This window comes from Kitasatospora sp. NPDC088391, from assembly GCF_044753345.1.
GTDB lineage: Bacteria > Actinomycetota > Actinomycetes > Streptomycetales > Streptomycetaceae > Kitasatospora.
The window spans coordinates 390480-410784 of record NZ_JBIVNB010000005.1 but is presented as its reverse complement, the minus strand read 5'-3'; the positions used below and the strand labels follow the sequence as shown (position 1 = coordinate 410784).

Genomic DNA, 20305 nt, shown 5'->3' with positions numbered 1-20305 from the left:
CGTCCGTGCCCCCAACCCTACCGAGGCGGCGGAACGGCGGCGGCGGGGCGGGGCACGACGTCCAGCCGGGCCGGGCCGTTCACCATGATCGAGGCGATCCGCTCGGGCCGTTCCCCGGGCCGGGCCGCCGCCAGGTCCGGCAGCCGGCCGAACAGGGTGGCCAGGGCGACCTGCGCCTCCAGCCGGGCCAGGTGCGCGCCCAGGCAGAAGTGCGGGCCGTAGCCGAACGCCAGGTGCGACTTGTCGGCCCGGGCCGGGTCGAACTCCGCCGGGCAGGACGGGTGGACCTCCGGGTCGCGGCCCGCCGCGGCGAAGCCGATCACGATCGGGTCGCCCGCCGGGATCACCACGCCCTCGCCGAGGTCGATCTCCGCCAGGGCGTAGCGCAGCGGCAGGTGCATCACCGGGCCGTCGAGGCGCAGGGTCTCCTCGACCACGTCGGCCCAGCCGATCGTGCCCGCCCGGACCTCGGCCAGGTGCGCCGGGTGGTCGAGGAGTTCCTGCACGGCGCTGGTGATCAGGTTGACGGCGGTCTCGTAGCCCGCGCCGATCATCGCGAACATGGTGCCGATCAGGACCGGGTCCGGGATCGGCTCCCGCCCCGGGGCGCCGCCGTCGCCGTCGCCGATCAGTAGGTCGGTGGTCAGGTCGGGGCCCGGGTGGGAGCGCTTGTGCGCGATGAACGCGCTGATCCGGGTGTGCAGTTCGGCCTGCGCGGCGAGCGCCTCGGCCGGGCCGAGGGTGGAGTCCAGCACGGTGTCGATGGCGTGGCCGAGCGCCTCCCGGGACTCCTCGGGCACCCCGAACAGGTCGCAGATCACCGTCATCGTCAGCGGCAGCGACAGCGCCTGCCGCAGGTCGACCTCCGCGCCGGGCGGGACCTCGCCGAGCGCCGCGACCAGCCGGTCCGCGGTCGCCTGCACCTGAGGACGCATCAGCTCCACCCGGCGCGGCGAGAACGCCGGGGCGATCCGGCCCCGGGCGGTGCGGTGCTCGGCCCCGTACATGTTGAAGAAGCTGTCCTGGAACGCGACCGCCGCCAGCGCCCAGCCCTCCGGCGCGTCGGCCGCGCCCGGCCAGTGCCGGCGGAAGTCCCGGGACACCCGGGGGTCGGTGGTCAGCGCCTGGATCACGCTGTGCCGGGTCACCGACCAGGCCCGCACCGGGCCCGGCAGTTCGACCAGCACGGCCGGCCCGGCGGCCAGCAGCTCGGCGGCCTCCTCCTGCAGGGCGCTGCCGCTCGGGTCGAGGACCGGGCATCTCGGGACGGGGTCGGCGGAAGAGGAAGGTGCGGGCAGGGACGGGGACGGCATGGCGGTGCTCCCTCCACGGCGGGGCGGTGCGGGTGCGGTGCGGACGCGGGTGCGGTTCGGGCGCGGTTCAGGCGCGGGCGGCCGGGCGCGGGACGACGGACAGCTCCGCCGGGCCGTTGATGATCATCGAGGGGAGCCGGGGCGGCCGCTCCCCGGGCCGGGCCGGGGCCAGCTCCGGCAGCCGGTCGAACAGCGTGTCCAGGGCGATCTCCGCCTCCAGGCGGGCGAGCGGCGCGCCGACGCAGAAGTGCGGGCCGTAGCCGAACGCCAGGTGCGACTTGTCGGCCCGGGTCGGGTCGAACGCGTCCGGCCGGTCGGGGTGGGCCTCCGGGTCGCGGCCCGCCGCGGCGAACCCGAGGATGATCGGGTCGCCCGCCGGGATCACCACGCCCTCGCCGAGGTCGATCTCCGCCACCGCGTAGCGCAGCGGCACGTGCATCACCGGGCCCTCGACCCGCAGCGTCTCCTCGACCACGTCGGCCCAGCCGATCGTGCCCGCCCGGACCTCGGCCAGGTGCGCCGGGTGGTCGAACAGCGCCAGCACGGCGCTGGTGATCAGGTTGACGGCGGTCTCGAAGCCGCCCGTGATCATCGTGAACAGGGTGCCGATCAGCTCCTCGTCGGAGAGCGACTCCACGCCCGGACGCTCCGACAGCAGCAGGTCGGTGGCCAGGTCGGCGCCCGGGTGCGCACGCTTGTGCGCCAGCAGGGCGGTCAGCCGCTCGGCCAGTTCGGTCTGCGCGGCCAGCGCCTGCCGCTCGTCCAGCGAGGAGTCCAGCACTGCGTCGATCACCGCGCAGAGCGCGGCCCGCATCCCCTCCGGCACGCCGAACAGGTCGCAGATCACCGTCAGCGTGAGCGGCCGCGACAGCGCCGTCCGCAGGTCGACGGCCTCGCCCGGCAGAACCTCGCCGAGCGCCGCGACCAGCCGGTCCGCGGTCGCCTGCACCTGAGGACGCATCAGCTCCACCCGGCGCGGCAGGAAGGTCGGTCCGATCCGGCCCCGGGCCTTGCGGTGCTCGGCCCCGTACGCGTTGACGAAGCTGTCCTGGAACGCGACCGGCCCCAGCACCCAGCCCTCCGGCACGTCCGCCGCCCCCGGCCAGTGCCGCCGGAAGTCCCGCGACACCCGCGGGTCCGTGGTCAGCGCCTGGATCACCCCGTACCTGGTCACCGACCAGGCCATCACCTTCCCCGGCAGCTCGACCAGCACGGCCGGCCCCGCGGCCCGCAGTTCCGCGGCCTCCTCGTGCAGGGCACTGCCCGCCGGATCGAGAAACGGACACCCCGTACCGGACGACGAAGCGGACGACGACATGGCGATGCTCCCCTCACCTCCACCCGATGGAACGCCCCGCCCCCGACGGCCCCGATTCCCCTCCGTGACCTGTCGAACACTCGGCGCAGTCACATCATGGTGCCCACCCGACACCCCCGGAAGACCCCCCACCGGTTTGGCCGAAATCCACCAACTCCACTACCCCACAGGCTTTCTGACGCACCATCAACCCCTGCCACCACGACCCGGCGGCCCACCCCTCCCGAAGCCCGCCACAGACGGGGGCCGGCATTCGGCCTCCCACCCCCGTCCCGGGAAGCGCGGCCAGGAAGAGGCGAGGATGACCGCTGCCCCCGGGGCTCTGACACACCATCACCCCCCCGCCCCCACGACCCGCCCCTCCCGAAGCACGCCGCAGGCGGGGGCCGGCATTCGGCCTCCCACCCCCGTCCCGGGAAGCGCGGCCAGGAAGAGGCGAGGATGACCGCTGCCTCCGGGGCTCTGACACACCATCACCCCACGCCCCCACCGCCCGCCACAGGCGGGGGCCGGCGTTCGGCCTCCCGCCCCCGTTCCGGGAAGCGCGGTCAGGAGGAGGAGGTGAGGGCCACCGCGGCTTCCGGGGTGTGGAGTTGGAAGGTCAGGGACTCCTGGAGGTAGAGGTGGACGGCGGTGTCGTCGTGGGAGAGGTAGCCGATCGAGAGGTCCTGGCCGAGGTGGAGTTCGAAGTCGCCGCCGCGGGTGGAGAGGAGGACGGCGCCCTCGACGGCGGGGGCCCAGATGATGTCGCCGTCGAGGAGGCGGGCGAGGTGGTTGTGGACGGGGTAGCCGTGGTCGGAGGTCTCGTTGACGGCGGTGTAGGTGTCGGCGCCGAGCAGCAGCGAGTAGGGGCCGCCGACGCCGGCCAGGCGCAGCGCGGTGAGGGCGCGGCTGACGGCGTTGGGGTACTCGCGGACGTCCGGGGGCAGCAGCACCGGCGCGTTGCTGGAGCCGTCGCGGATGCCGGTGATCCCGGCCGCCGGGTAGCCGTCGAAGACGGCCCGGTCCTCGGCCAGGGCGACGGTCCGGGCGGCCTCCTTGACCGGGTCCCAGTCGGAGTTCTTGGAGCCGCGTTCGACGTCGTCCACGGCGGCCCGGGTGACGCTGAACGGCACCCGCAGTTCGACCAGCGGCTGGACCTCGCGGGCCCGGGCCTGGACGCCGCTGCCGGGCGCGGCGATGTCGGCGAGGTGCCCGGTGCCGACGGCGGCCAGCCCGGGCCCGTCGGGGCCGTGCAGGTCGACGGCCCGGCGGCCGGCCACGTGGAGTTCGAAGGTGCGCCGGGCCTCCTCCTCGATCTCGGCCCAGGCGGCGGCGGAGACGGGCGCCAGGTCGCGGTGCAGGTTGTTCACGGTGCGGTGCTCCTCTTCAGGCTGCCGATGCGGAGGCTGCCGTCGTCGGGCGGCAGCCCCGTCAGCGGGGGCGGCGGGGCGTCGGCGGCCGCGCCGGGGGCGGGTGGCGGGTCGTTCAGGAAGTCCGCACCGGGCACGTGGAAGAAGGTGCCGGTGACGGCGGTGGAGAAGTCGAGCAGCCGGTCGTGGGCGGCGGGGCCGCGGCCGAGGAACATGTTGCGGAGCATCTGCTCGGTGACCCCGGGGTCGCGGGCGTACCCGATGAAGTAGGTGCCGCACTCGCCGCCGTCGGTGAAGGACCCGAACGGCATGTTGAGCCGCCAGATGTCGCGGCCCTCGCCGTCGGGGCCGGTGACGGTGTTGAGCGCGACGTGCGAGTCGGCGGGCTTGGCGGCGTCGGGGAGTTCGACGTTGTCGAGCTTGGTCCGGCCGATGATCAGTTCCTGGCGTTCGGTGCTGAGGCTGTGCCAGCCGGCCATGTCGTGCAGGTACTTCTGCACGACGACGTAGGAGCCGCCGGCGAAGTCCGGGTCCTCGTCGCCGATCAGCACGGCCTCGGCGGCGTCGGGGCCGACCGGGTTCTCGGTGCCGTCGACGAAGCCGATCAGGTCGCGGCAGTCGAAGTACCGGAAGCCGTGGGTCTCGTCGATCACGGTGACGGCGTCGCCGAGCCGGCGGGTGATCAGGGCGGCGATCTCGAAGCACAGGTCCATGCGTTCGGCGCGGATGTGCAGCAGCAGGTCGCCGGGGGTGGCGGGGGCGAGGTGCCGGGGGCCGGCGAGTTCGACGAAGGGGTGCAGCCGGGCCGGGCGGGGGCCGGCGAACAGGCGGTCCCAGACGTCGGAGCCGATGCCGAGGACCAGGCCGACCCGGTCGTGCGGGGCCCGGGTGGAGACGGTGCGGGCGATGCCGCCGAGGTCCGGCAGCAGGTCGCGGACGGCCGGTTCACCGCCCTCCTCGACACCGAGCACCAGGAACACGGCGGCCCCGGTCAGTGCGGCGAGGACCGGTTGGGGCTGCGGCATGGTGGGGGCTCCCAGGGGGCTGCCGGGTTGTTCGGACGCCCGCCGACCATACCGGGCAAAAGCCCCGGACCCTGCCATGGCGCCCGGCGGGCGTGTCCCGCGCCCGACGCCTTCACTGTCCGTCAACTCCCTTGTCCAGCAGTGGAGTTGACTTCGGCCTCAGGCGGTGCCGTCCCGCCGGGCCTGCCGGAGGACGGCCAGTTCCTCGGTCATCCGGGTGAGGAAGCGGACCACGGCGGCGACCTGCTCCGGCTCGAACTCGGCCCGGACCCGGTCGGTGCACTCGGCGACGGGGGCGAACCAGCCGCCGGCGATCCGGGCGGCGTCGGGGTGGTAGTGCACGTGGACCTGCCGCCGGTCGGCGGCGTCCCGGGTGCGGTGCACGTGGCCGGCCCGCTCCAGCCGGTCCAGCACGGCGGTCACGGCGCCGGAGGTGAGGCCGAGTTCGGCCCGCAGCCCGCCGGGCGTGATGCCGGGCGGGTCGTCGGCCCGCAGCACGGCGAGCAGCGCCTGCACGTCGGTGGCGTGCAGGCCGGAGGCGCCCGCGAAGTCGTGCCCGAGCAGGTTCATCTCGGACGCCAGCCCCTGCAGCAGCCGCCCGAACTCCCGGCCCCCGGGCTCCCGCCCGGGCCGCCCGTGCCCCGCCGGGGCCGGCCGTCCCGACCGCCCCGGCTGCTGCTTCTCGTCCCGCTCACCATGCGTCACCACGTCCGCGACCCTAGCGCCCCGGCCAGCAGCGCGAGCGCGCCCGGCAGGTCACGGGGGGTCTGCGCGCCGGGCGGGCGGCGGGCGGCGGTCCAGCCGGGGCCGGCGGTGAGCAGCACGGGGGCGGTGCGGGCGCCCCGGCCGCCGCGGGCCCCGGCGGCGACGGCCCGGGCGGGGCCGGGGTCGGCGGTGGCCCGGGTCTGCGACCAGAGCAGGACGGCGGCGGGGCCGGTGCGGCGGACCGCGTCGGCGAGCGCGGCGGCGGGCAGGGCGGCGCCGAACATCCGGAACGGCAGGCCGCGTTCGGCGAGCACGGCGGCCAGCGCCTCCAGCGGCAGGACGTGCTGCTCGCCGGGCATCGCGGCCAGCAGCACGGGCGGCCCGGCGGGGACGGGACCGGGACCGGGACCGGCGGAGGCGCGGCGCAGCGCGCCGGAGACCTGCCAGGACAGCAGGTGCTCCACCTCGACGTACTGCTCGCCGCCGCGGGCCCAGCGGCGTCCGGCGGCGCGCAGCGCAGGCGTCATGACGTCCGTCCAGGCGGCGGCGGTGCCGAGCCGTCCGACGGCGCCGTCCAGGATGCGGGCGACCTCGGGCCCGTCCAGTCGGCGGGCGGCCCGGGCCAGCCCCCGCACCTCGGGCGCGGGGGCCCCGTCCGGCGCCTCGACCCCGACCGGCCGGGCACCGACCGCCGTCCCGGCCCGGGCCAGCCGGGCGGCCTCGGCGGGTCCGACGCCGCGCGCGGTGAGCGCGCACATCGCCTCCAGCACCGCGACGTCCGCGGGCCGCCAGAGCCGGTGCCGACCGGCCTCCCGCTCGGCGGGCCCGATCCCGTACCGGCGCTCCCAGGACCGCACGGTGGTCGGCGCGACCCCGAGCCGCCGGGCCAGCGCCCCGGTGCTCAGCCCGGCCTCGTCGGCCCCGGGCAGTGGTACTGACATCCCGCCAGCCTATGCCCCGTCCCATCCGTTGCGCGGGCTGCTCCGAAAGGGGGGTGCCGCGCGGGTGTCTCGACTGGTAAGTCTCTCAATGATTGAGATATCTTCCGGTCATGGCCACCACTTCACCCCCTGCCGGCACCGCCCGGCGCGCCCGCTTCCTGGTTCCGCTCGTCCTGTTGCTGGTCTGGCTCGCCGTCGGCGGCGCGCTCGGGCCGTTCGCGGGGCGGCTGGGCGAGGTGTCGACCAACGACGGGGCCGCGTTCCTGCCGCGCAGCGCGGAGTCGACCCGGGTCGCGCAGCTGGAGAAGGACTTCCGCACCGACGCCACGCTGCCGGTGGTGCTGATCTGGGAGGCCCGGTCCGGACAGGTGGACGACGGCCTGCGGGCGGCGGCCGGGACCGCGCTGGCCGCCGCCGCCGCGAAGGTGGACGGCGCCACCGGCCAGGTCTCGCCGCTGCTGCCCTCCGAGGACGGCCGGGCGCTGGAGGCGGTGGTGCAGCTGCGCGCCGACCTCGGCCCCGACACCAAGGACGCCGTCGCGACGATCCGCGAACTCGCCGACGTCCCCGGCGCGGTGACCGGGGTGGCCGGTCCGGCCGCGGTGCTGGCCGACCTGTCCGGCGCGTTCGCGGGCATCGACGGGCTGCTGCTCGGGGTCGCCCTCGGCGTGGTGCTGCTGATCCTGCTGCTGGTGTACCGGGCGGTGCTGCTGCCGCTGCTGGTGATCCTCGGCGCGGTGTTCGCGCTCGCCGCGGCCTGCGCGGTCGTCTACGCGCTGGCGCGGCACGGCGTGGTGCGGGTGGACGGCCAGGTGCAGGGCCTGCTGTCGATCCTGGTGATCGGCGCGGCCACCGACTACGGCCTGCTGCTCGCGGCCCGCTTCCGGGAGGAGCTCGCCGCCGGGCAGGACCGTTTCACCGCCGCCCGCACCGCGCTGCGCCGCTCGGTCGAGCCGATCGCCGCCTCGGGCCTGACGGTGGGCCTGGGCCTGCTGGTGCTGCTGCTGTCCGACCTGACGAACAACCGGGCGCTCGGCCCGGTCGGCGCGATCGGCATCGCCTGCGCGGTGCTGTCGGCGCTGACCTTCCTGCCCGCCGCGCTGGCGCTCTGCGGCCGGGCCGCGTTCTGGCCGGCCCGGCCCAAGACCGACGGCACGGGCGGCTCGCACCGGATCTGGCAGCGGGTCGCCGACCTGGTCGGCCGTCGGCCGCGGGCGCTGTGGATCGGCTCGGTCGCGGTGCTGGCCGCGCTGGCCGCCTGCTCCCCGCTGCTGGACGCCCGGGGCGTGCCGCAGTCCGAGCTGTTCACCACCGCGCAGCCCTCGGTGGCCGCGCAGCGCCTGCTGTCGGCGCACTTCCCGGGCGGCTCCGGCAACCCGGCGGTGATCGTCGCCGACGCCGCGCACGCGGACGCCGTGACGGCCGCCGCCGCGCGGGTGCCCGGTGTGGCCGTGGTCCGCCCGTACACCGGCGGCGCGCCGACCGCCCCGCCGGTGGTGGCCGACGGCCGGGTGCGGCTGGACGCGACGCTCGCCGACCCGGCCGACTCGGACGCGGCGCTGGCCACCGTCGGGCGGCTGCGCGCCGCGGTGCACGCGGTGGACGGCGCGGACGCCCTGGTGGGCGGGTACTCGGCGCAGCAGGCCGACACCCGGGCCACCGCCCGGCACGACCGGACGCTGATCATGCCGGTGGTGCTGCTGTGCATCCTGGCGGTGCTGATGCTGCTGCTGCGCTCGGTGCTGGCGCCGGTGCTGCTGGCGGCGACGGTGGCGCTGTCCTACCTGGCGACGCTGGGCGTCTCGGCGCTGGTGTTCCCGCACGTGTTCGGCTTCTCGGCGACCGACCCGTCGGTGCCGCTGTACGGGTTCGTGTTCCTGGTGGCGCTGGGCGTGGACTACAACATCTTCCTGATGACCCGGGTCCGCGAGGAGGCCGCGGCGCACGGCACCCGGGTCGGCGTGCTGCGCGGCCTGACCGCGACCGGCGGCGTGATCACCTCGGCGGGCGTGGTGCTGGCCGCGACCTTCGCCGCGCTCGGCGTGATCCCGCTGGCCTTCCTGGCGCAGATCGCCTTCATCGTCGCCTTCGGCGTGCTGCTGGACACCCTGCTGGTCCGCTCGCTGCTCGTCCCGGCCCTGGTCCACGACCTCGGCGCGCGCGTCTGGTGGCCGGCCCGCAGCCTGCGCTGACGGGCCGTCGGGGGGTCACCGGGCGTTGAGCACCGCGATGCCCGTCTCCCCCGCCTCGAACAGGGCGAACAGCGCGTCCGGCGAGGCATCCCCGGCGCCGGTGCGCTCGATCAGCAGGACGGCCTGCTTCTCGCCGTCCTGCTCCTCGGGGACGAAGTCGGTGACGAGTTCGCGGCGCAGCAGGACGGCCCACTCGGCGCCGTCCTCGGTGAAGGTGTCCGCCCCGGCAGCCCCGGCGGGTTCGCCGTCCAGCACACCGTCCAGCACGCCGAGCGGGGCGACCAGCGTGACCACCAGCCGGTCGCCCGCGCGGGCGTAGCGGGCGGCGAGGTCGAAGGGCAGCAGGTACAGCACGCCCTCCTCGCCCTCGTGCCCGAGCGCGAGCAGCCGGCAGGCGGCCCGCTCGCCCGGCTCGGCGGAGCCGCCGTCGACCGCGAGCAGCACCCCGACGTCCTCCGGTCCCAAGGGCGGAACGGCGGTGATCCACATGCGCGAGGAGTCGTCCATGCGGCCCAGCCAAGCACGCCGCGCCGACAGGCCGACGGGGCGTCAGCCCGCCGTGCCCGGACCGCCGGTGCCCGGACCGCCGGTGCCCGGACCGCCGGTGGCCGGGCGAGCGGGCCACTCCTCCCGGAGCATGCCGAAGAGCACCCGGTCGTAGCACTCGCCGGCCAGCCGGACGGCCCGCCGGCGGCGTCCCTCCTCCCGGAAGCCGAGCCGGGTGAACGCGCGGACGGCCCGCTCGTTGCCGCTCCAGGTGTCCAGCTCCAGCCGCCGCAGCGGGAACGCGCCGAAGAGGTGGTCCACCAGGAGCCGCAGCGCCTCGGAGCCGTGGCCCCGCCCCCAGGACCCGCGCTCGCCGATGGTGATGCCGAGCGTGGCCGTCCCCGTGTACAGGTCGAGGTCGCGGTAGTCGACCATGCCGATCGGGCGGCCGTCCGCCCGGTCCTCGACCGTGAACACGGCCTCCCGCGACGGCACCAGACGGAGCATCGACTCGACGGAGAGGGACACCCCCTCGGCGGTGATCGGCCCGAAGCCGGGGTCCCCGGCGGTGGCCCAGTGGATCACCTCGGGGTCGTTGCGCCAGCGCAGGTGGTGCTCGGCGTCCTCGGCGCGCAGCACGCGCAGCCGGACGTGGTCGCCTTCGAACATCGCGGGTCTCCTGGGGCTGGTGGGACAGGCCGCGGGGAGGCTATCGCCCCGGCGGCCGGGCCGCCGCACCGGGGTGGTCGGTGTACCAATGGGTGCGGACGGCGTCGGTGGGGCGCCGGGGGTCGAGCTCGGGGGCGCCCCAGTGCGCGAGGGCCTCCACGACGGGGCGCAACTCGGTGCCGCGGGGCGTGAGTTCGTAGACGGTGGCGTTGGCGGGGCGCTCCAGGCGGCGGCGTTCGACCAGGCCCTCGGCCTCCAGCTGCTTGAGGCGGGTGGCGAGGATGTCGGTGGAGACGCCGGGCAGGTCCGCGTGCAGGTCGGTGTAGCGGCGCGGGCCGCCGAGCAGCTCCCGGACGATCAGGAGGCTCCAGCGCTCCCCCACCGCGTCCAGGGCGCGGGCGACGGCGCAGTACTGGTCGTAGCTTCGGCGTGGCATGCCGTCAGCATAGCCAAGAGGTTGGACTTTCCAAGTCCTTACTTGGTAGAACGAAGCAAGCCGGCCGCAGGGGCCCGGCGGGGATCGGGAGGCCGCTGATGGAGTTCCGCCAGTCCAGCAAGCTGAAGGACGTGTGCTACGAGATCCGTGGCCCGGTCGTCGACACCGCCAACGCGCTGGAGGAGGCCGGCCACAGCGTGCTCCGGCTGAACACCGGCAACCCGGCCCCGTTCGGCTTCGAGGCCCCCGAGGAGATCGTCCAGGACATCGTCCGCAACCTCACCAACGCGCACGGCTACTCCGACTCGCGCGGCATCCTCCCGGCCCGCCGCGCCGTCGTGCAGTACTACCAGCAGCGCGGCGTCCCGGGCGTCACGGTCGACGACGTGTACCTGGGCAACGGCGTCTCCGAGCTGATCCAGATGGCCGTGCAGGCGCTGATCGACGACGGCGACGAGGTGCTCGTCCCGATGCCGGACTACCCGCTCTGGACGGCCGTGGTGCGGTTCGCGGGCGGCAAGGCGGTGCACTACCTGTGCGACGAGGGCGCCGACTGGTACCCGGACCTGGACGACATCGCCGCCAAGATCACCCACCGCACCAAGGCGATCGTGGTGATCAACCCGAACAACCCGACCGGCGCGGTCTACCCGAAGGAACTCCTGGAGGGCATCCTCGACCTGGCGCGCCGTCACCACCTGCTGGTCTTCGCCGACGAGATCTACGACAAGATCCTCTACGACGGCACCGAGCACCACTGCCTGGGCGCCCTCGCCGAGGACGTGGTCACCCTCACCTTCAACGGCCTCTCCAAGGCGTACCGGGTGGCCGGGTTCCGCAGCGGCTGGCTGGTGGTCTCCGGCCCCAAGGAACACGCCAAGGACTACCTGGAGGGCCTGACCATGCTGGCCGGCATGCGGCTGTGCCCCAACGTGCCCGCCCAGTACGCCGTGCAGGCCGCGCTCGGCGGCCGGCAGTCCATCAACGACCTGGTGCTGCCCAACGGCCGCCTCACCGAGCAGCGCGACGTCACCTGGCGGGCCCTCAACGAGATCCCCGGCGTCTCCTGCGTCAAGCCGAAGGGCGCGCTGTACGCCTTCGCCCGGCTCGACCCGGCCGTGCACCGGATCGTCGACGACGAGCGCTTCGTCCTGGACCTGCTGCTCCGCGAGAAGATCCACATCGTCCAGGGCACCGGCTTCAACTGGCCCCGCCCCGACCACTTCCGCTTCGTCACCCTGCCGCGCGCCGACGAGCTGGAGACCGCGATCAGCCGGATCGGCCGCTTCCTCGCCACCTACCGCCAGTAGCCGCGGCCCGACGCGGCCCGACGCGGCGTTCGGATTGCCGAACGGTAACGAACCAGTCACTCGAAACGCACCGCTCGCACACACTCGGAAGGATGGCGTCCGTCCCGAGCCGTCCTTCCGAGATGAGCCGTCTTGTCCCTCTCCCTCCGCCTGCGCCGGGCCTCCGCGGCCGGCGCGCTGCTGGCCGCCGCCCTGTTCGCCACCGCCTGCGAGCCCGCCGACCCGACGCCCGCCGCGTCGGTCCGGCCGAGCGCGAGCGCGCCCGCCTCCGTCGCGCCCAGCCCCAGCCCGACGCCCACGCCCACGCCGACCCCCACGCCGACGCCGACGCCGACGCCGACGGTGGTCGAGACGCCGAGCACCCCGCCGCCACCCGCGCCCGCCACCACCAAGCCCGCCGCGACCCGGACCACCGCCAAGCCGGCCGCCGAGCCGACGCACGCCACCGAGGCCGCAGGCTGCCACCCGCTGTCGAACGCGGGCAACTGCTACAAGGCGGGCCAGTTCTGCCGGAACTCCGACCACGGCGCGTCCGGCACCGACGCCACCGGCCGGACCATCGTCTGCGTGGACAAGAACGGCTGGCGCTGGATCGCCTCCTGACACCCCGTCAGGGAGAGCGCTCAGCGGCGCGGCCCGTACATGATCAGGCCGACCCCGGCCAGGCAGACCAGCACGCCCAGCACGTCCCAGCGGGTGGGGCGGAAGCCGTCCAGGACGACGCCCCACAGCAGCGAACCCGCCACGAACACCCCGCCGTACGCGGCCAGCACCCGCCCGAAGTCCGCGTCCGGCTGGAGCGCGGCGGTGAACCCGTACAGCCCGAGCGCCACCACCCCGAGCCCGGCCAGCCACCACGGCCGGGCCTCCCGGACGGACTGCCAGACCAGCCAGCAGCCGCCGATCTCCAGGACGGCGGCCAGCGCGAACAGCAGGACGGAACGGGCGGTGCTCACCGCCCCACCCTAGACGGCGGGGCCTCCGGACCCGACAGCACCGGGTCCGGAGGCCCCGCCCCCCGTTCGTCGACGCGCCGTCGGGCGCGCCGTCAGTGGCCGTGCTCGCTGCGGCCCGCGCGGCGGACGATCGAGTAGTGGTCGATCCGGCTGCCGTTCTCGGCCAGCGCGGTGACCGTCATGGTGGACTCGGCGCCCCGGTGGGCCGGGGTGACGTCGACCTTGATGAAGGAGTAGCCGGTGTAGCGGACCCGGGACCAGTGCACGGTCTCGGCGACCTTCACGCTGCCCTTGTCGAAGTGGTAGGTGACCACCTCGTCCTGGTGGTTCTCGTGGCCCTCGTAGGTGTCGGGGGCGTCGAAGGAGTACAGGCTGCGGCCCGCCGCGCCCGCCGTCACGTACACCACGCCGTCCTTGGCCGGGTCGATGCTCGCGCCGGACGGCACCGCCTTGCTGACCTTGTTGCCGAGGATCGCGTCGGTGCGCTCGTACACGTGGTTGTGGCCGTTGACGACCAGGTCCACCCGGTACTTCTCGAACAGCGGCACCCAGGCGTCCCGGACGCCGCCGTCCGAGGCGTGCTGGTGGGTGGTGGAGAAGGCGCAGTGGTGGAAGAACACCACCACGAAGTCCACCGACTCGTCGGCCCGCAGCTCGCGCAGCCGGCGCTCCAGCCACTCGGTCTGCCGGCCCGCGGTGATGCCCAGGTTGGCCGGGATCTCGTACGAGACGTCGTTGGCGTCCAGCGAGATCACGCCGACGTTGCCGTAGGTGAAGGAGTAGACACCGGGCGCCTTGCGCGGGTCCGGGCCGTCGGTCGGCAGGGTGAAGCGGGCGTCGTCGCCGCCGTACCCGTTGTGCGAGTACCAGGCCTCCATGTCGTGGTTGCCGTAGGAGACCATCCACGGCACCTTCGAGGCCACCGTCTCGGTCTGCGCCAGGAAGGCGTCCCAGGTCAGCGCGTTGTACGCGACCTTGTCGCTGTCCTGGCCCTGGCCCATCGGGTCGGCGTAGCAGATGTCGCCCGCGTGCAGGTGGAAGACCGGCTTCTGCGCCAGGATGACGTTGTCGTTGCCGGCCGCGTGCGCGCTGACGCCCTGGTCGCCGAAGGCGGTGAAGGTGAAGGGCTCGAACGGACGGTTGTGCCGGCCGTGCCGGGACGGCGCGGTGGTGAAGGTCTGCAGGGTGGAGATCGCCTGGTGCGAGGCCGGGTCGAAGCCCTCGTGGCCGACACCGTAGTAGTACGTGGTGCCGGGCTGCAGGCGGTCCAGCGCGACGTGCAGGTAGTACTGGTCGACCGGGGTGCCGGTCGGGGTCAGCGCCGGGGTGTGCAGCGCGCGCACCTCGGCCTCGATCTTGTGACTGAGGTCCCACGGGTGGCGGCCGAAGCGCAGGAACGGCTTCTTCACCGGGGCCGGGACCTGCCAGGACACCCGCATCTGGGTGTCGGCCTCGGCGCCGAACTGCAGGTGGCGGCCGACCGGGGCGACCAGCGAACCGGTCACCGCGTCCGCCGTGCCGCCGGCCGGGGCGGCGGACGCGGTGCCGGAGCCCAGCGCCCCGCCGACCGCGAGCGCGCTGACCGTCACCGCGCCGGAGCGCAGCAGGGTGCGGCGGGACAGCTTGCTGCGGAGGTACTCGTGCTGCTCGGCCATGCTCATCCGGGCGGCGAGCCGGGCGGGCACGCCCATGTTGGGGATATCCATGCGCGGGAGACTGTCAGCGGCCGATGGCCGCCACCCGCCCGGTCGGTGAACGAGCGTCATCGTGCCGGTCTGGCCGAGCACATGATCCGACCATGTGTTGGTAAAACCGCTCGTGGACCGGCCGCCGGGCCGCTCAGAGCGGCTCGCCCGGCACCGCCAGGTACGCCGCCCGCAGCCGGGCCGCCCCCTCCACCCCGAACTCCCGGCCGTCCACCACCGCGACCGGGCGCACCCCGACCGCCGCGTTGGTGGCGAACACCCCGTCCACGCCCGCCAGTTCCGGCCCGACCCGCTCCTCCGCGCCGCCGACCGCCGCGCGCAGCAGCGCCATCGCGGTACCCGCCAGGTAGGCGCCGCGCGGCCAGAGCACCTCGCCGCCGCGCAGGAAGCCGACGTTCCAGGTGCCGCCCTCGGTGACGGCGCCGGAGGCGTCCACGAACAGCGCGTCGTCGTACCCGGCCTGCTGGGCCAGCCGGCGCTGGCGCAGCGCCCCGAACAGGGCGACGCTCTTCACCTCGGGCAGCTCCCGCTCGAACCGGGCCGTCCGGACCCGGAGCGGCCCCGGCGCCCCCGCGGCCACCGGACGGGACGTCACCAGCACCCGGGGCTCGGCCCGGCCGCCGATGCTGCCCAGGTCGATCGCCGGGTCGAACAGCGTCACCCGGACCGCGACCGCCCCCGCCGCCGGGGCCCGCCGCCGGGCGAACTCCCTGATCCGCCCCCGGTCCGGCCGCACCCCGAACAGCGCCGCGCAGTCCCGCTCCAGCCGCTCCAGGTGCAGGCCGAGCCCGCGCACCCGCCCGTCCTCCACCACCATCGTGGTGAAGTGCCCGTAGTTGGTCAGCGCCAACGCCTGCAACTGGTCCGCCGTCACCGGCCGCCCGTCCAACTCCGCCACCACGCCGTCTCCGCTCACGCCCCCATTCTCCGGCCCCGGCGGAAATCCCGGTGCCCCGCCACCGGGTCGGCGGATAGGTTCGCGGGATGACCGAGACCGAGACGCAGCGCCGCCCCGTGCCCTTCGACGACAACGGGGAGTCGGACACCGCGCTCGCCTTCCTGGCCTTCGCCCGGGAGTGCGTGGTGAAGAAGACCGAGGGGCTGACCGAGGAGCAGCTGCGCCGGGCCCTGGTGCCGACGGGGACGTCGCTGCTGGGCCTGGTGCACCACCTGGCCACCGCCGAACTGCACTGGTTCGGCCACCACGTGGCGGGCCGGGCGGAGGACGAGCAGCACGACTTCGGGATGGACGTGCCGGCGGAGCTGACGGCCGATCAGGTGCTGGCCCGCTACCGGGCGGCGGTCGCGGCCAGCGACGCCGCGCTCCGCTCCTCCGAGGACCTGACCCGCCCGGTGGCCCTCCCGATCAGGGACGAGTACCTGTCGGTCCGCTGGGTGGTCGCCCACATGACCAGCGAGACGGCCCGGCACGCCGGGCACGCCGACATCCTGCGCGAGCAGATCGACGGCGTGACCGGGCGTTAGCGGCGGCTCAGGCGGTGGCGGCCGCCGCCGCGCGGCCGGCGGCGCGGCCGGAGAACAGGCAGCCGCCGAGGAAGGTGCCCTCCAGCGAGCGGTAGCCGTGCAGGCCGCCGCCGCCGAAGCCCGCCGCCTCGCCGGCCGCGTACAGGCCGTCCAGCACGCTGCCGTCGGCGCGCAGGACCCGGGAGTCGAGGTCGGTCTGCAGGCCGCCGAGCGACTTGCGGGTGAGGATGTTGAGCCGGACGGCGATCAGCGGCCCGGCCCCGGGGTCGAGCAGCCGGTGCGGCGCGGCGGTGCGGATCAGCTTGTCGCCGAGGTAGCGCCGGGCCCCGTGGACCGCGGTGACCTGGAGGTCCTTGCCGAACGGGTTGGCGATCTCGCGGTCCCGGGCCTCGATCTGGCGGTGCAGCTCGGCGCCGTCGATCGGGGGCGCCCCGCCCTGGCGTTCGTTCATGCCGCGCACCAGCTCCTCCAGCGTGTCGGCGACCACGAAGTCCGGGCCGTGCCGCTTGAACGCCTCGACTGGGCCGGTGGCGCCGGGCAGCGCGCGGCCGAGCACCTGTCGGATCGAACGGCCCGTCAGGTCGGGGTTCTGCTCGGAGCCGGAGAGCGCGAACTCCTTCTCGATGATCTTCTGGGTGAGCACGAACCAGGTGTGCTCGTACCCGGTGCGCATGATGTGTTCGAGGGTGCCGAGGGTGTCGAAGCCGGGGAACAGCGGGACGGGAAGGCGCTGTCCGGTGGCGTCCAGCCAGAGCGAGGACGGGCCGGGCAGGATGCGGATGCCGTGCCGGGCCCAGATCGGGTTCCAGTTCTCGATGCCCTCGGTGTAGTGCCACATCCGGTCGCCGTTGACCAGGCGGCCGCCGGCCGCGCCCGCGACGTCCAGCATCAGGCCGTCGACGTGCGCGGGGACGCCGGAGAGCAGCTTGGCGGGCGGGGTGCCGAGCCGCTCGGGCCAGGCGGCCCGGACCTTGTCGTGGTTGCCGCCGATGCCGCCGGAGGCCACCACCACGGCCTGGGCGCGCAGTGCGAAGTGCCCGGCGACCTCGCGCGAGCTGGCCTCGCCGCGCGGCACGGCGGACGGGGCGAGCAGTTCGCCGGTGACGGTGTCGAGGGTGCCGCCGCTCGCCGCCAGGCCGGTGACCCGGTGCCGGGACCGCAGCTGCACCCGTCCGGCCTTCACCGCCTCGCGGACCCGGCGGGCGAACGGCTCGACGATGCCGGGGCCGGTGCCCCAGGTGATGTGGAAGCGCGGCACGGAGTTGCCGGGGCCGGTGGCGAGCATTCCGCCGCGCTCGGCCCAGCCGACCACCGGGAACAGCCGCAGGCCCTGGGCGTGCAGCCAGGCGCGCTTCTCGCCGGCCGCGAAGTCGACGTACGCCTCGGCCCAGCGGCGCGCCCAGAGGTCCTCGTCCCGGTCGAAGCCGGCCGTGCCGAGCCAGTCCTGCCAGGCGAGTTCGCGCGAGTCCTTGATCCGCATCCGGCGCTGCTCGGGCGAGTCCACCAGGAACAGCCCGCCGAAGGACCAGTGCGCCTGCCCGCCGAGCGACCCGGCCGGCTCCTGGTCCAGCAGCAGCACCTTCCGCCCGGCCTCGGCCAGCTCGGCGGTCGCGGCGAGGCCCGCGAGGCCCGCTCCGATCACGATGACGTCGGCGTCGTAGGCCATGCGGGCGTCCTTCCAAACCTGGCTCCGGAGTCCCATGATCCTCCGGCCTTCCCGCCCCGCGGTCAACCCACCGGTAACTTCCCCGGCCTCCCCCGGCCTCCCCCGGTCTTCCCCGCGAACGCGCGGGAGCCCCGCCCGGTGGTGACCGGACGGGGCTCCGTCGGCGGAGCGTCAGGGCTTGATCCGGACGACCTGCGGGTCGTGGTCGGAGGCCTGGGCGGCGAACTCGCTGTTGATGTGCACCACGTCGTAGTGGGTCTTCTTCGGCTTCAGCGCGGGGCTGACCAGGATGTGGTCGAGCACCTGCGAGTTGCCCTGGTAGACGTACGAGTAGCGCTCGGCGGCGGGCAGCTCGTTGACCAGGTCGCGCAGGCCGCCGTCCTTGGTGAGGGTCTGCAGCGCGGGCGAGAACTGGTAGTCGTTGAAGTCGCCGAGCGAGACGATCCGGGCCTTGGGGTCGGCCTTGAGCAGCTTGGCGACGAAGGCCTGCTCGACGGCGGCCTGCTTCTGGCGCTGCACCTCGGAGGACCGGGTGGGGGCCTGGAAGCGGCTGTCGATGCCCTGGTCGCCGCCCTTGCTGTTGAAGTGGTTGGCGATCACGAAGACCGGCTTGCCGCGGAACTCGAACTGGCCGACCAGCGGCTTGCGGCTGGAGGCCCAGGCCTCGTTGCCGGGGTCGATCCGGCCGGGCGAGGCGGTCAGGTGGGTCTTGTTGTTCTTGCCGGCCACGTCCACGGCGGTGGTGGAGGTGCCGCCGGGGATGTCGGTGAAGGACACCCGGGCCGGGTTGAACAGGAACACCTGGCGGATGTTGCCGCCGGGCTCGCCGCCGTCCTGGCCGTCGACCGGGTCGATCGAGCGCCAGTCGTAGGCCGGGCCGCCGGCCGCCTTGATGGCGTCGACGAAGGTCTTGACCGTGGTGGAGGCGTCGACCGTGCCGTCGTTGACGGCGCCGTTGTTGTCCTGGATCTCCTCCAGGGCGACGATGTCGGGCGAGGCCAGGTTGGTGACGACGCCCTTGGCGAGCTGGGCGAACTTGTCCGGGCCGTCGCTCGGGTCGAGGTTCTCCACGTTGTAGGTGGCGATGGAGAGTTCCTTCTTCTTCGCCTTCTCGGCGACCTCGGGCTTGAGCCCGTTGTCCTTGACGGTGCCGAGGGTGTTCGCGGCGATGGTGTAGCCGCCGAACTGGTTGTAGTCGAGCGGGCCGGTGGTGGCGCCGGTCAGCCGGTCGCCGACGTTGGCGACCGGGAACGGCTGCTGGGTCAGCGGCGGCAGCGACTGGATCATGATCCGGCCGCTGTTCGGCTTGTCGTAGCCGAGGTAGACCACGCCGCCGCGGGCGGTCCGCGGGTCGGCCGAACTGGCGTCCACCCAGAGCTCGTTGTACTTGTCGGTGGCCTGCACCACCGGCACGTCGGCGACCTGGACGTTCATGCCCTCCAGCGACTCGTAGAGGTCGAGGGCGTAGGTGGACGGGGCCAGGGTCAGGCCCTCGACCGAGCCGCCGGCCGCGTCGGGGGCGTAGGCGGCCGGGATGTTCGAGGCGTTCAGCACGACCGGCGCGGGCACCGGGTTGCCGGAGGACAGCACGGTGGTGGTCGGGCCGGTCAGCTCGGTGATCGACTGCGAGCCGCCCGCGCTGTTCGGGTAGTACTCGCTGACCTTGCCGCTGACCAGCACCGAGTCGCCGACCTTGACGGTCGGGGCGGCGGAGCCGGTGTAGACGAAGACGCCCTCGCTGGTGGCGGGGTCGTTGTCGGGGTTCGGGTCCTGGATCCAGAAGCCCTTGGTGCCGTAGCCGCGCACGCCGGTGACCACGCCGGGGACGTTGGTGACGCTCTGGCCGTTCTTCGGCGACACCCGGGTGGTGCCCTGGATGTCGTGGACGCGCAGCGCGCCGGGGGTGGGCGGGGTGGTCGGCGGGGTGGTGCTGCCGCCGCCGGCGGTCTCGCCCTTGGAGTTGGTCGGCGTCGGGTCGCCGGCCGTGAAGTCCTTGGAGTTGTCGTCGGTGTCGGCGAGCGAGGCCGCGCGGGCCACCGAGGCGGTGTTGGAGGCGCCGGTGGCGGGGGCGGTCTCCCGGACCACGGCGGTGCCGAAGCCCACCAGGTCGACGATCCGCGGGTCGGCGGCGCAGTCCGCGGCGGTCTTGCAGGTCAGCGCGGCGGTGCCGTTGACCAGCGCGACGGTGCCGGAGGTGCCGGACAGCGCGAGGGTGCCGGCGGCGTCGGCGGTCGGCAGGTCGACGGTGCCGCCCGCGCCGGGGCCCTCGGCGACCAGGTAGCGGCCGCCGGGGGCGACCGAGCCGGTCAGCGGGGTGACGCCCCACTGGCTGTTCGCGCTCGGGCTGCCGGGCAGGTACTGCACGCTGTAGCCGGCCAGGCCGAAGGCCGCGCCGGACGGGTTGCCCAGCTCGATGAAGTCGTTCTTCAGCGTCGCGCCGGAGTTGCCGCCGCCGCCGTACACCTCGGAGATCACCGCGCCGGTGGACGGCGCGGCGGACGCGCCCGGCAGCGGGACGGTCAGCAGGGACGTGGCGACCGCGGCGGTTGCGGCGGCACGCAGCAGGGTGCGGCGGGAGCGGCGGGCGGAGGTGGGGCTGGGCACCGTTGCGGGGCTCCTTCGGGCAGGACCACGGCCCGGGCACCGCTGCGGGGCCCGGGCGGGTGTCGGTGAGGGTTCGTCAGAAGGCGTGCGGCCAGGGCCGGTCCGGGACTCCCCCGCCCTCCCCTGGCTGGCTACTCGCGT

General features: G+C 74.7%; 17 protein-coding genes and 1 pseudogene. 4 read left to right on the top strand and 14 right to left on the bottom strand.

Going from position 1 to position 20305, the window contains the following annotated elements; genetic code table 11:
• Window positions 1-17 precede the first annotated feature (17 nt).
• From ACIQBJ_RS18395 to ACIQBJ_RS18370, 6 genes are all read right to left on the bottom strand, one after another.
• Entirely contained in the window at window positions 18-1313 is a 1296-nt protein-coding gene (locus ACIQBJ_RS18395; protein WP_400710830.1) for a cytochrome P450, read from the bottom strand.
• A 67-nt stretch (window positions 1314-1380) separates the two neighbouring features.
• Complete coding sequence (locus tag ACIQBJ_RS18390; protein WP_400710827.1) at window positions 1381-2631, bottom strand: cytochrome P450; 1251 nt, start codon at window positions 2629-2631, stop codon at window positions 1381-1383.
• A 548-nt stretch (window positions 2632-3179) separates the two neighbouring features.
• On the bottom strand, window positions 3180-3983 hold the full coding sequence (locus tag ACIQBJ_RS18385) for a family 1 encapsulin nanocompartment shell protein (protein ID WP_400710824.1): 804 nt from the start codon (window positions 3981-3983) through the stop codon (window positions 3180-3182).
• Window positions 3980-5008 carry a Dyp-type peroxidase gene (locus tag ACIQBJ_RS18380; protein ID WP_400710821.1) on the bottom strand — a complete coding sequence of 343 codons (1029 nt, stop codon included), beginning with the start codon at window positions 5006-5008 and terminating at the stop codon, window positions 3980-3982. The genes ACIQBJ_RS18385 and ACIQBJ_RS18380 overlap by 4 nt, the downstream gene beginning before the upstream one ends.
• 159 nt (window positions 5009-5167) lie before the next feature.
• Window positions 5168-5716 carry a MarR family winged helix-turn-helix transcriptional regulator gene (locus tag ACIQBJ_RS18375; RefSeq protein ID WP_400710818.1) on the bottom strand — a complete coding sequence of 183 codons (549 nt, stop codon included), beginning with the start codon at window positions 5714-5716 and terminating at the stop codon, window positions 5168-5170.
• The gene (locus tag ACIQBJ_RS18370) at window positions 5710-6654 is read right to left on the bottom strand and encodes a MerR family transcriptional regulator (protein WP_400710815.1); all 945 of its coding nucleotides are present in this window, start codon (window positions 6652-6654) and stop codon (window positions 5710-5712) included. The genes ACIQBJ_RS18375 and ACIQBJ_RS18370 overlap by 7 nt, the downstream gene beginning before the upstream one ends.
• A 110-nt stretch (window positions 6655-6764) precedes the next feature.
• On the opposite strand from ACIQBJ_RS18370, the gene ACIQBJ_RS18365 reads away from it, so the two are divergent.
• Window positions 6765-8846 (top strand): MMPL family transporter, encoded by a 2082-nt coding sequence (locus ACIQBJ_RS18365; RefSeq protein ID WP_400710812.1) that lies wholly within the window; start codon window positions 6765-6767, stop codon window positions 8844-8846.
• A 15-nt stretch (window positions 8847-8861) separates the two neighbouring features.
• Here the strand turns inward: ACIQBJ_RS18365 and ACIQBJ_RS18360 are convergent, their stop codons facing one another.
• The 3 genes and pseudogenes from ACIQBJ_RS18360 to ACIQBJ_RS18350 all read right to left on the bottom strand — a co-directional run.
• The gene (locus ACIQBJ_RS18360; protein ID WP_400710809.1) at window positions 8862-9353 is read right to left on the bottom strand and encodes a hypothetical protein; all 492 of its coding nucleotides are present in this window, start codon (window positions 9351-9353) and stop codon (window positions 8862-8864) included.
• Window positions 9354-9395: 42 nt separating this feature from the next.
• A complete protein-coding gene (locus ACIQBJ_RS18355; RefSeq protein WP_400710806.1) occupies window positions 9396-10001 on the bottom strand; it encodes a GNAT family N-acetyltransferase in 606 nt (201 codons plus the stop codon).
• Between the two features lie 82 nt (window positions 10002-10083).
• Window positions 10084-10437, bottom strand: a pseudogene (locus ACIQBJ_RS18350) (winged helix-turn-helix transcriptional regulator); the annotation flags it as partial.
• A 98-nt stretch (window positions 10438-10535) separates the two neighbouring features.
• On the opposite strand from ACIQBJ_RS18350, the gene ACIQBJ_RS18345 reads away from it, so the two are divergent.
• Both ACIQBJ_RS18345 and ACIQBJ_RS18340 read left to right on the top strand, forming a co-directional pair.
• Window positions 10536-11747, top strand: a complete 1212-nt coding sequence (locus ACIQBJ_RS18345) for a pyridoxal phosphate-dependent aminotransferase (RefSeq protein WP_400710803.1) — start codon at window positions 10536-10538, stop codon at window positions 11745-11747.
• A gap of 132 nt (window positions 11748-11879) precedes the next feature.
• On the top strand, window positions 11880-12350 hold the full coding sequence (locus ACIQBJ_RS18340; RefSeq protein ID WP_400710800.1) for a hypothetical protein: 471 nt from the start codon (window positions 11880-11882) through the stop codon (window positions 12348-12350).
• Window positions 12351-12370: 20 nt separating this feature from the next.
• Here the strand turns inward: ACIQBJ_RS18340 and ACIQBJ_RS18335 are convergent, their stop codons facing one another.
• The 3 genes from ACIQBJ_RS18335 to ACIQBJ_RS18325 all read right to left on the bottom strand — a co-directional run bounded on the left by ACIQBJ_RS18335 (window position 12371) and on the right by ACIQBJ_RS18325 (window position 15307).
• The gene (locus ACIQBJ_RS18335) at window positions 12371-12703 is read right to left on the bottom strand and encodes a YnfA family protein (protein WP_400710797.1); all 333 of its coding nucleotides are present in this window, start codon (window positions 12701-12703) and stop codon (window positions 12371-12373) included.
• A 92-nt stretch (window positions 12704-12795) separates the two neighbouring features.
• Window positions 12796-14409, bottom strand: a complete 1614-nt coding sequence (locus ACIQBJ_RS18330; RefSeq protein ID WP_400710794.1) for a purple acid phosphatase family protein — start codon at window positions 14407-14409, stop codon at window positions 12796-12798.
• A gap of 133 nt (window positions 14410-14542) precedes the next feature.
• On the bottom strand, window positions 14543-15307 hold the full coding sequence (locus ACIQBJ_RS18325) for an aminotransferase class IV (protein WP_400711374.1): 765 nt from the start codon (window positions 15305-15307) through the stop codon (window positions 14543-14545).
• Window positions 15308-15393: 86 nt separating this feature from the next.
• On the opposite strand from ACIQBJ_RS18325, the gene ACIQBJ_RS18320 reads away from it, so the two are divergent.
• Entirely contained in the window at window positions 15394-15894 is a 501-nt protein-coding gene (locus ACIQBJ_RS18320; RefSeq protein WP_400710791.1) for a DinB family protein, read from the top strand.
• A 7-nt stretch (window positions 15895-15901) separates the two neighbouring features.
• Here ACIQBJ_RS18320 and ACIQBJ_RS18315 read toward each other — a convergent pair whose 3' ends face one another.
• On the bottom strand, window positions 15902-17560 hold the full coding sequence (locus ACIQBJ_RS18315) for an FAD-binding dehydrogenase (RefSeq protein WP_400710788.1): 1659 nt from the start codon (window positions 17558-17560) through the stop codon (window positions 15902-15904).
• Window positions 17561-17731: 171 nt separating this feature from the next.
• On the bottom strand, window positions 17732-20164 hold the full coding sequence (locus tag ACIQBJ_RS18310) for an endonuclease/exonuclease/phosphatase family protein (RefSeq protein ID WP_400710785.1): 2433 nt from the start codon (window positions 20162-20164) through the stop codon (window positions 17732-17734).
• Between the last annotated feature and the right edge of the window lie 141 nt (window positions 20165-20305).

Bases quoted from the DNA above. Each gene is read 5' to 3' on its own strand.
- ACIQBJ_RS18330 (WP_400710794.1), bottom strand. From the start codon at position 14,409: ATGGATATCCCCAACATGGGCGTGCCCGCCCGGCTCGCCGCCCGGATG.
- ACIQBJ_RS18315 (WP_400710788.1), bottom strand. From the start codon at position 17,560: ATGGCCTACGACGCCGACGTCATCGTGATCGGAGCGGGCCTCGCGGGC.
- ACIQBJ_RS18355 (WP_400710806.1), bottom strand. From the start codon at position 10,001: ATGTTCGAAGGCGACCACGTCCGGCTGCGCGTGCTGCGCGCCGAGGAC.
- ACIQBJ_RS18390 (WP_400710827.1), bottom strand. From the start codon at position 2,631: ATGTCGTCGTCCGCTTCGTCGTCCGGTACGGGGTGTCCGTTTCTCGAT.
- ACIQBJ_RS18365 (WP_400710812.1), top strand. From the start codon at position 6,765: ATGGCCACCACTTCACCCCCTGCCGGCACCGCCCGGCGCGCCCGCTTC.
- ACIQBJ_RS18370 (WP_400710815.1), bottom strand. From the start codon at position 6,654: ATGTCAGTACCACTGCCCGGGGCCGACGAGGCCGGGCTGAGCACCGGG.
- ACIQBJ_RS18395 (WP_400710830.1), bottom strand. From the start codon at position 1,313: ATGCCGTCCCCGTCCCTGCCCGCACCTTCCTCTTCCGCCGACCCCGTC.
- ACIQBJ_RS18320 (WP_400710791.1), top strand. From the start codon at position 15,394: ATGACCGAGACCGAGACGCAGCGCCGCCCCGTGCCCTTCGACGACAAC.
- ACIQBJ_RS18345 (WP_400710803.1), top strand. From the start codon at position 10,536: ATGGAGTTCCGCCAGTCCAGCAAGCTGAAGGACGTGTGCTACGAGATC.
- ACIQBJ_RS18380 (WP_400710821.1), bottom strand. From the start codon at position 5,008: ATGCCGCAGCCCCAACCGGTCCTCGCCGCACTGACCGGGGCCGCCGTG.
- ACIQBJ_RS18360 (WP_400710809.1), bottom strand. From the start codon at position 9,353: ATGGACGACTCCTCGCGCATGTGGATCACCGCCGTTCCGCCCTTGGGA.